The 3858-nt window shown below is 63.3% G+C and carries 1 protein-coding gene; it reads left to right on the top strand.

The genetic code is table 11. The annotated features are described in order from the left end of the window. Positions 1-3850: DNA-directed RNA polymerase subunit beta (rpoB, locus tag ACXJ7R_RS26900; RefSeq protein WP_457154473.1), on the top strand; the 3850-nt coding region annotated here is incomplete at its 5' end. Positions 3851-3858: the final 8 nt, after the last annotated feature.

Here is a 3858-nt window from a genome sequence, read left to right on the forward strand (position 1 = left end):
CACCTATGCCGCGCCGCTGAAGGTGACGCTGCGCCTCATCGTGTTCGATATTGACGAGGATACCGGCGCCAAGTCGATCAAGGACATCAAGGAGCAGGACGTCTACATGGGCGACATGCCGCTCATGACGCTCAACGGCACCTTCATCGTCAATGGCACCGAGCGCGTTATCGTCTCGCAGATGCACCGCTCGCCGGGCGTCTTCTTCGACCATGACAAGGGCAAGTCGCACTCGTCGGGCAAGCTTCTGTTTGCCGCGCGCGTTATCCCCTATCGCGGCTCGTGGCTCGACATCGAGTTCGATTCCAAGGACGTCGTGCACGCCCGCATCGACCGTCGCCGCAAGATTCCGGTGACGTCGCTGCTGATGGCGCTCGGCATGGACGGCGAAGAGATTCTGTCGACCTTCTACAACAAGATCACCTACAAGCGCGCCGGCGACCACTGGCGCATTCCGTTCAACGTCGAGCGTTTCCGCGGCCTCAAGGCCGTCGGCGACCTGGTCGACGCCGATACGGGCGAAGTTGTTGTCGAAGCCGGCAAGAAGATCACTGCCCGCCAGGCCCGGGCGCTTGGCGAAAAGGGTCTCAAGGCGATCAAGTCGACCGACGAGGATCTGCTCGGCAATTACCTGGCCGAGGACATCGTCAACTACGCCACCGGCGAAATCTTCCTCGAAGCCGGCGACGAGATTGACGAAAAGACGCTGAAGGTGCTGCTTGGCACCGGTGAAAACGAGATCAAGGTTCTCGACATCGACCACGTCAATGTCGGCGCCTATATCCGCAACACGCTCAACGTCGACAAGAACGAGAGCCGCCAGGACGCGCTGTTCGACATCTATCGTGTCATGCGCCCCGGCGAGCCGCCGACACTCGAGACCGCCGAAGCCATGTTCAACTCGCTGTTCTTCGACAGCGAGCGCTACGATCTGTCGGCCGTTGGCCGCGTCAAGATGAACATGCGCCTCGAGCTCAAGGCCGAGGACACCGTGCGCGTGCTGCGCAAGGACGACATCCTGGCCGTGGTCAAGACGCTGGTCGAACTGCGTGACGGCAAGGGCGAGATCGACGACATCGACAATCTCGGCAACCGCCGCGTTCGGTCGGTCGGCGAGCTGATGGAAAACCAGTACCGCGTCGGCCTGCTGCGCATGGAGCGCGCGATCAAGGAGCGTATGTCCTCGATCGAGATCGACACGGTGATGCCGCAGGACCTGATCAACGCCAAGCCGGCGGCCGCCGCCGTGCGCGAGTTCTTCGGTTCCTCGCAGCTGTCGCAGTTCATGGACCAGACCAACCCGCTGTCGGAGATCACCCACAAGCGCCGCCTCTCGGCGCTTGGACCGGGCGGTCTGACCCGCGAGCGCGCCGGCTTCGAGGTGCGCGACGTGCACCCGACGCATTACGGCCGCATCTGCCCGATCGAGACGCCGGAAGGCCCGAATATCGGTCTGATCAACTCGCTGGCCACCTTCGCACGCGTCAACAAGTACGGCTTCATCGAGAGCCCGTACCGCAAGATCGTCGACGGCAAGCTGACCAATGACGTCGTCTATCTCTCGGCGATGGAAGAAGCCAAGCACCACGTCGCGCAGGCCAACGCCGAGCTTGACAAGAGTGGCGGCTTCGTCGACGAGTTCGTCATTTGCCGCAGCGCCGGCGAAGTGATGATGGCGCCCCGCGAAAACGTCGACCTGATGGACGTGTCGCCCAAGCAGATGGTTTCGGTGGCCGCGGCCCTGATCCCGTTCCTCGAGAACGACGACGCCAACCGCGCTCTGATGGGCTCGAACATGCAGCGTCAGGCCGTGCCGCTGGTGCGCGCCGAGGCGCCGTTCGTCGGCACCGGCATGGAGCCGATCGTCGCCCGTGACTCGGGCGCCGCCATCGGCGCCCGCCGCGGCGGCATCGTCGACCAGGTGGACGCGACGCGTATCGTCATTCGCGCCACCGAGGACCTCGATCCGGGCAAGTCCGGCGTCGACATCTACCGGCTGATGAAGTTCCAGCGTTCGAACCAGAACACCTGCATCAACCAGCGTCCGCTGGTCCGCATGGGCGACCGGGTCAACAAGGGCGACATCATCGCCGACGGTCCGTCGACCGAGCTCGGTGATCTGGCGCTCGGCCGCAACGTGCTGGTCGCTTTCATGCCGTGGAACGGCTACAACTACGAGGACTCGATCCTCCTGTCCGAGCGCATCGTCGCCGACGACGTCTTCACCTCGATCCATATCGAGGAGTTCGAGGTCATGGCGCGYGACACCAAGCTTGGTCCGGAGGAAATCACGCGCGACATTCCGAACGTCTCGGAAGAAGCGCTGAAGAACCTCGACGAAGCCGGCATTGTCTATATCGGTGCCGAGGTTCAGCCGGGCGACATCCTGGTCGGCAAGATCACGCCGAAGGGCGAAAGCCCGATGACGCCGGAAGAGAAGCTTCTGCGCGCCATCTTCGGCGAAAAGGCATCGGACGTGCGCGACACCTCGATGCGCATGCCTCCGGGCACCTTCGGCACGGTCGTCGAGGTGCGCGTCTTCAATCGCCACGGTGTGGAGAAGGACGAGCGCGCCATGGCGATCGAGCGCGAGGAGATCGAACGCCTCGCCAAGGACCGCGACGACGAGCAGGCCATTCTGGATCGCAACGTCTACGCGCGTCTTTCCGACGTGCTCGTCGGCAAGGAAGCGATCGCTGGACCGAAGGGCTTCAAGAAGGGCTCGACGCTGTCCAAGGACACGCTCGACGAGTATCCGCGTTCGCAGTGGTGGCAGTTTGCGGTGGAGAACGAAAAGCTCCAGAGCGAACTGGAAGCCCTGCGTGGCCAGTACGACGATTCCAAGAAGGCGCTCGAACAGCGCTTCATGGACAAGGTCGAGAAGGTCCAGCGCGGCGACGAAATGCCTCCAGGCGTCATGAAGATGGTCAAGGTCTTCGTGGCCGTGAAGCGCAAGATGCAGCCCGGCGACAAGATGGCCGGCCGTCACGGCAACAAGGGTGTCGTGTCGCGGATCGTTCCGGTCGAGGACATGCCTTTCCTCGAGGACGGCACGCATGCCGATATCGTGCTCAACCCGCTGGGTGTGCCGAGCCGCATGAATGTCGGCCAGATCCTGGAAACGCATCTGGGCTGGGCTTGCGCGGGCATGGGCAAGAAGATCGGCGAGCTGATCGACACGTACAAGGCAGCCGGCGACATCAAGCCGCTGCGCAAGACGCTCGAGAGCTTCATGCCGGCCAACGACCGCAACGAGCCGGTCCGCGAATATGACGACGAGAGCATCGTTCGCCTCAGCGAGCAGATGCGCCGCGGCGTCTCGATCGCGACCCCGGTGTTCGACGGCGCGCACGAGGCTGACATCAACATCATGCTGGAGCAGGCGGGCCTGCACACCAGCGGTCAGTCGCAGCTCTATGACGGACGCACCGGCGAGCCGTTCGATCGCAAGGTGACGATGGGCTATATCTACATGCTCAAGCTTCACCATCTCGTGGACGACAAGATCCACGCGCGTTCGATCGGTCCGTACTCGCTCGTCACCCAGCAGCCGCTGGGCGGCAAGGCGCAGTTCGGTGGCCAGCGCTTCGGCGAAATGGAGGTCTGGGCGCTGGAAGCATACGGCGCCGCCTACACGCTGCAGGAAATGCTGACGGTGAAGTCGGACGACGTCGCCGGCCGTACCAAGGTCTACGAGGCGATCGTCCGTGGCGACGACACCTTCGAGGCCGGCATTCCCGAGAGCTTCAACGTTCTCGTCAAGGAAATGCGGTCTCTCGGCCTCAATGTCGAGCTGGAGAACACCAAGCTCGACGACAACCCGGTCCGGCTGCCCGACGCGGCCGAGTAAGGCAACGG

It is taken from the genome of Mesorhizobium sp. P5_C1, from assembly GCF_054049815.1.